Source organism: Chamaesiphon sp. OTE_8_metabat_110, from assembly GCF_031382685.1.
Lineage (GTDB): Bacteria > Cyanobacteriota > Cyanobacteriia > Cyanobacteriales > Chamaesiphonaceae > Chamaesiphon.
In genome coordinates this window covers 1-5,841 of sequence record NZ_JANMZA010000062.1, presented here as the reverse complement: position 1 = coordinate 5,841, position 5,841 = coordinate 1, and the positions used below count along the sequence as shown (strand labels likewise).

The following is a 5,841-nucleotide window of genomic DNA, read 5'->3' as shown; positions in this document are numbered from 1 at the left end:
AATAGGACATCCGATCGCGTGCCGATCTGGACTTCCGCACCTAATTTTTGAGCGTTACCGCCGATATTTAGTTGGTTGTAGCTGACACTCCCAAACAAGCCACTGGTCGAGCTAATACCTCCCCCAGCCAGGATGTTAGCTGTTTTTCGCTCGATGACATTCAGTTGCAAGATTACTTTTGCCGGATCGCTACCGGGGGCAAAAGAGACGCGGACATCATCGAATAACCCCAAGCCATAAATCCGTCGCAGATCTTTTTGAATCGTATTCCGGTTGAAAATTTTACCCGCTTTTAACTCCGCTTCGCGAGTGATAATAAAGGGGCGCGTCGATCCGCCGATCGGTTTTTTCTGGTCGTCTACTAGCGAACCTTCTTTGTTGATAAACCGGACTTGGACATCTTCGATTAAGCCCTCGGCAATTACCAAAGTCAGCTTACCATCAGCACCGAGTTCTTCGACATCGACTACTTGTGCCAGGTTATAGCCCTGTTCTTGGTAGAGTTGATTTAATTGTTTGATGGCGGCTTGCAGCTCGACCGCATTTAACTTTTTGCCATACTGAGGCTGGAATAACTTATCGATGTCCTCCTGTTTCAATACGCTGCTGCTATTGGCTGGGAGGGTGCGGATTTGGACTTGGCTGAGCGTGCCGTATGGTGTCACTAGGAAGCTCAGTTTCACGCCTTTGCTCGTGTCTTCGGGGACGATCTCGACTGCTGAAAAGGCACCCAAAGCTTTAATCGCGTTGAGATTTTGCTCTAGTTGCTCGCGGGTGGTCGGTTGTCCGGGTTTGACTGTGAGCACTTGCCGAACTTTGGATTCGAGTTCTGGCTCAAGCGCACCCTGGGGATTTCTGATGATGATATCGGAAACTATGACCTGTTTTTGGTTGGGAGCTGGGGTGGCTGGTTGCTGACTCTGTGGCGCTGGGGTAGTCGGTGCGATCTGGGTAGTGTTCGTCGGTTTGGGTTTGGCTTTGGGCTTGGTGGGTTTGCGAGTTTTGCGCTTGGTTTGGGCGATGAGATCTTTGGCAGTCGGGATATCGGTGGCGACAACTCGCTGCAAATCTGGAGCGACGAGCTGGTTCGATTGCCCAGTCAAACTGCTTGGGGGTAATATTTTGGCGTTTTTGTAGCCGCTCCGCTGGAGAATTTGAGTTGATTGGGCAGTTGCAGGCACAGTACTGGCAATTTGGGCGATCGTCGCAGCAGTAATAACTAGAACTAATTTAAATTGATTCATGTGGTTTGTATAGTAAATAGCGGTTAGCGTCGATCGCGATAGTAGATAATTGGATCTAAATATTCTGCCCACCGAACTCTACTCTTTGACTCCTAGAACTCTGGCTAAAACTTGTTGGTAAGCATCCTCGATGTTACCCAGATCGCGGCGGAACCGATCTTTATCTAAGACTCGTAAATCGGGATCGGGTTCCCCAGTCAACCATAACCGACAGCTATCCGGGCTGATTTCATCGGCTAATAAGATTTGCTGGTGCTTGTCTACCCCAAATTCGATTTTGAAATCCACTAAAGTAATCCCACACTGCTCGAAAAAGTGCTGGAGGAGGGTATTTATCGCCACCGCCCGCGTCTGGAGAATGTCGATCTGTGCTGGCGTTGCTAATGACATCAGCAGCAAGCGATCGCGCGTTAGCAGCGGATCGCCTAAACCGTCATTTTTATAATAAAATTCTACCAAAGGTTGCGGTAACACCGTCCCTAACTCGATGCCAGTCTGTTGACACAGGCTGCCTGCTGCAATGTTGCGGACGACTACTTCGAGGGGGATGATTTGCACCGCTTTGACGCGCATCTCCCGATTTGAGGGACAGTCGATATAATGGGTGGCAATCCCGTGCGACTCGATCGAGCGAAATAAGTGTGCCGCAATTTGACAGTTAATCTCACCTTTCCCGACGATCGTCCCGCGTTTTTGGGCATTAAAGGCAGTCGCATCATCCTTAAAGTAAGCTAATAATATCTCTGGATCGTCTGTAGCGTAGAGAATTTTTGCTTTACCTTCGTAAACTTGTGGATGACAATTCATGCTGAAATAGTTAGAATTATGGGGACATTACTAAATTCTTTGTAGAAATTAGTAGCAATTTATAAGTACTTGTCAATAGTCAATCTTTAGATCTTAGTATCCAATGTGCCTACTTCGATCGCCTGATGTCGAAAAAAGGTTAAAATCGGCACAAATTCAGCTCTGGCTTGGCGCTGAGGATCTAGATTGAATTGTTGGGCGCTCGGCTGGTGATTCTCGTTCTCGACTACGCTACTGTGCCTGTCTTGTCGCGTTCTACGCCGGAGGGAACCTCCGGCTCACGCGCCGCTACGGCAGGCTGTCGCCAACGGCTACGCTCAGTCAAAGTCAGCACGAGTACGCCAATGAGCGATCGCCGATCGATTCGCAGTTTTTCGAGTTGCTGCACGTAATAGTGCTAGCATCAGTCGAAATTAGTCATTTATAATTGTATCGCAGCGACTAGGACGCAATATTAATGTCAAAAAAGAGCGACTTCTTTTTATATCAAAACAACCGCTACAACGGTGATTTTACACCAGAACACCTGATCTTCAATAGCAACTTACAAGAATTTACCCAAAAAATCAGCTTTATTTGTAGCCTGGAGACTGCTGGCAAGCTAACTCCAGAGGAATCCTACAAGCAAATCAAAAGTCTCTGGAAAGACCTCAAACGGACTAAAAAACAGCTAGGGATCGGTGTTCAGACGCCACCAAGCGACAATGATGAGGCGGAAGAGTAGGGGATAGGGGTAAAAGGTAAAAGGTAAAAGGTAAGAGGTAATTACGACATCCATAGCTCCCAGTCCCCCAGTCTCCCAGTCTCCCAGTCCCCCAGTCTCCCAACTCCCATCTCCCAACTCCCATCTCCCAACTCCCTGCGAGCTAATCCAATACCTGCTGATAATAGGTCTGGAGCTGCTTTGTCGCTGCTGCCCAGCCCCAGCGTTCGGCTTCAGATCGAGCATTAGCGCGGAGCTGGAGCTGATGGGCTGGTGAAGAAAATAGGGTTTGAGTTGCCACGATCGCGCCGTGCGGATCTTGCGGATCGAATAAATAACCATTGTGCCCATCGGTAATGATATCCGGAATCCCACCCGATCGGGCGGCGATCGCCGGACAGCCAGCCGCCATCGCTTCGAGCAGTACCAGCCCGAGCGTCTCCGTCCGCGAGGGAAAAATAAACGCATCGGCAACAGCATAAGCCGCCGCGAGTTGTTCGCCACCCAAATAACCGACAAAGTGCGTCGGCGTCCCGGCAAAATAGCTTTCCAAATGAGCGCGATGGGGGCCATCGCCGACGATCGCCAGTCTTGCGCCCGGAATTGCGGCTAAAACGGGCGCGATCTGCTCGATTTCCTTCTCCGCACCTAATCTACCTACATACAGCAACAGCGGGCTTGCTGGCGCACCTTGGCTCAGATAATCCCGCATTCGATCGGTCGCTTTAGCTGGGTGAAAAGTCTCGGTATCTACACCCCGCTGCCACAAGTCCACCCGCTCGATCCCCCGCGATCGCAGTTCCCCCACCATCGCATTGGAAGTACACAGATTTAATTCTGCTTGATTGTGCGCCCCTTTTAATAACTCCCACAGCAAGCCCTCTAGCAGCCCCAGTCCGTAGTGCTGCAAGTATTTGGGTAAGTGCGTATGATAGGAAGCCACCAGCGGAATCCGCATCGATTTGGCATAAAAAATGCCCGCTAATCCCAAAACGGCGGGATTGACGACATGGATCAGATCGGGCTGAAACTTTGTCAATTGTTGGCCGATTTCCGGGCGCGGTAGAGCTAATTTTAACTCTGGATATAGTGGTAAGGGAAAAGCAGACAAGCCATAGATCTTCGCCCCCTGGTAGGATTGCAGTCCCCCAGCCGGACAAAAAACTAAGACATCATCGCCTTGGCGTTGCAGTTGCTCGATCGTATGTTTGAGTCGAGTGACAATTCCATCGACTTTTGGTAAAAAAGTTTCGGTAAATAAAGCAATACGCATTTCTTTAGCAGCTATCTAGAATCTCGATCGGATGGTTGGCTCGGCTCGCAAGTACCAGCCAGATTCTGGGTTGCCACGGAGCAATCGGACAGCCCCACGCAACTTAGCGATCTTCAATCATAGTTAGCGCAACCAAATGTACTCGATCGCGCTGTACCGATCGCGGCGAGTGGGTATCGATCCTAACTATTACTACCACAACTTATGTGCGGATTACTATATGTTCTACTGCGATTTTGGGATAGTTTGGCTCTCGCCGTGCCGATCTGACACTCACCCGGCAATCTCAACTCGGCGATGTTCGATATTTACCGAGCGACTACTTGACTCGATCTCTAATGTCAGTTATATTAGGTAAGCACTAAAAACGCGGACGGTTAGCTCAGTTGGTAGAGCTCCTGCCTTACAAGCAGGCTGTCACAGGTTCGAGTCCTGTACCGTCCATTTTTGCATGTCTATCTGCGCCATTACAAAAGAATAGATTACCGCTACGGCAGATCGATATATTTGCTCACAAGAACCTCACAATCTTAGCCTAGTGTTTGTATTTGATACTTGCTTGGTAATTCAACAATACCACAAAGAACTATGAGACCGCGAACAGCAGGGGATGGGGCGGTTAAAATCCTATGCAGGAAAGGCTGAGTGTGTAGTCTAATTATTTCAAATTATGTTTTAAATAAAGCTCTCATCAAATTGAGGGCTTTTTTAGATTATTTTTGGGTTTGTCTACCCCTTTTGAGTGAAATTGGATTGAAATCTTAGCATTAAAATCTTTCTATATATAGACAGACAAACATGACAGTTTCGATTAGTAATAGCGATTGAAAGCCAGAAGATAATTAATTAAACATTAAATAAATACATTTAAATAGCAACCGATTTAAAATACTTTACTCACGCCATCTTCACAATCTTGATTTAACATGAAAGGTAATAAATTCGCATTATAAATTCACTGAATAGTTATTTTAATTGCCATCCGATATCGAAGTAGTTGACTACAAAAGCTTTGATGTCAGATGGCAACTTAATAGCATAATTTTTTCTTCATCGAGTTTCGATGAAGCCAAAGCCAGCCTAGTAGCTAAGAAATAAGAATTCGACGATTATCGTGCCAAACTCAAAACCCAATTTGAGGACAAAGAAGCAGAGGTGCAATCGAGCGTCGATGAGTGGAAAGCAAGTCGCGATGTCCAGCTACTTAAGTAACGTGCAAACTATTACCAAAAAAGGAGAACTGTGATGTCAAAAGAGAAAAAAGGCAACAAAGAAACCAAAAAACCTAAAGCACCACTGGATGAAACTAAGAAGCAAAAGAAAGACCCCAAGCGATATGACGGGAAGCCATAAAACATAAAACTGCGAAGAATAAACAAGCAATAAAATAATGAACAGTTTGCCCTTTGAAAAACAATTTGCTCATTCAATGTTTTGCTGGCAACTCCAAAGTATTGAAATCGATCGTGCCAAGCAATTACTAGCCGAGCTACACCTAATCTACCTTGCACAGCAGGCGACAATCGCCGATCTGACTACGCAAGATGCCTTCAACGACCTGAACTAGCTAGATGCCAACCATATCGATACAACAAAACGCACGCTGAGGTGTATCCTTCAGCGTGCGTTTCCGTCAAGACAGAGGGGTTGGGGGTGAGGGCAAAAGGCTGGCATCTTACATTTAATTCCGCCTAGCTACTTACTGGAGTGAGACCGAGAAAGCTGTTTGCATCGTTTTGGGGTTTAATGCAGTTTCAGAGTTGCAAGGCAATTCTGCCGATCGTGGTGAAGAACGATACTAGAACTCAACTCGT

General features: G+C 47.1%; 6 protein-coding genes and 1 tRNA gene. 3 read left to right on the top strand and 4 right to left on the bottom strand.

Annotated features, from left to right (window positions below; all coding sequences use genetic code 11):
* The 3 genes from RMO52_RS02360 to RMO52_RS02350 form a co-directional block, all read right to left on the bottom strand.
* Nucleotides 1–1,244, bottom strand: a 1,244-nt coding sequence (locus tag RMO52_RS02360) for a POTRA domain-containing protein (RefSeq protein WP_310410535.1), incomplete at its 3' end; no start/stop codon positions are given.
* Between the two features lie 78 nt (nucleotides 1,245–1,322).
* On the bottom strand, nucleotides 1,323–2,051 hold the full coding sequence (gene purC / locus RMO52_RS02355) for a phosphoribosylaminoimidazolesuccinocarboxamide synthase (protein ID WP_309743676.1): 729 nt from the start codon (nucleotides 2,049–2,051) through the stop codon (nucleotides 1,323–1,325).
* 226 nt (nucleotides 2,052–2,277) lie between these two features.
* Nucleotides 2,278–2,439, bottom strand: a complete 162-nt coding sequence (locus RMO52_RS02350; protein WP_310410533.1) for a hypothetical protein — start codon at nucleotides 2,437–2,439, stop codon at nucleotides 2,278–2,280.
* Nucleotides 2,440–2,508: 69 nt separating this feature from the next.
* On the opposite strand from RMO52_RS02350, the gene RMO52_RS02345 reads away from it, so the two are divergent.
* A complete protein-coding gene (locus RMO52_RS02345) occupies nucleotides 2,509–2,775 on the top strand; it encodes a hypothetical protein (RefSeq protein WP_310410532.1) in 267 nt (88 codons plus the stop codon).
* A 142-nt stretch (nucleotides 2,776–2,917) separates the two neighbouring features.
* Here RMO52_RS02345 and RMO52_RS02340 read toward each other — a convergent pair whose 3' ends face one another.
* Nucleotides 2,918–4,027 (bottom strand): glycosyltransferase family 1 protein, encoded by a 1,110-nt coding sequence (locus RMO52_RS02340; protein ID WP_310410530.1) that lies wholly within the window; start codon nucleotides 4,025–4,027, stop codon nucleotides 2,918–2,920.
* A gap of 371 nt (nucleotides 4,028–4,398) precedes the next feature.
* On the opposite strand from RMO52_RS02340, the gene RMO52_RS02335 reads away from it, so the two are divergent.
* Both RMO52_RS02335 and RMO52_RS02330 read left to right on the top strand, forming a co-directional pair.
* Nucleotides 4,399–4,471, top strand: a tRNA-Val gene (locus tag RMO52_RS02335).
* A 946-nt stretch (nucleotides 4,472–5,417) separates the two neighbouring features.
* Nucleotides 5,418–5,594, top strand: coding sequence for a hypothetical protein (locus RMO52_RS02330; protein WP_309743684.1), 177 nt, complete (start codon nucleotides 5,418–5,420; stop codon nucleotides 5,592–5,594).
* The last annotated feature ends 247 nt before the right edge of the window (nucleotides 5,595–5,841 follow it).

What these genes read in the sequence shown, in the direction of transcription:
- purC (WP_309743676.1), bottom strand. Translation starts at nt 2,051, where the DNA reads ATGAATTGTCATCCACAAGTTTACGAAGGTAAAGCAAAAATTCTCTAC.
- RMO52_RS02345 (WP_310410532.1), top strand. Translation starts at nt 2,509, where the DNA reads ATGTCAAAAAAGAGCGACTTCTTTTTATATCAAAACAACCGCTACAAC.
- RMO52_RS02340 (WP_310410530.1), bottom strand. Translation starts at nt 4,027, where the DNA reads ATGCGTATTGCTTTATTTACCGAAACTTTTTTACCAAAAGTCGATGGA.
- RMO52_RS02330 (WP_309743684.1), top strand. Translation starts at nt 5,418, where the DNA reads ATGAACAGTTTGCCCTTTGAAAAACAATTTGCTCATTCAATGTTTTGC.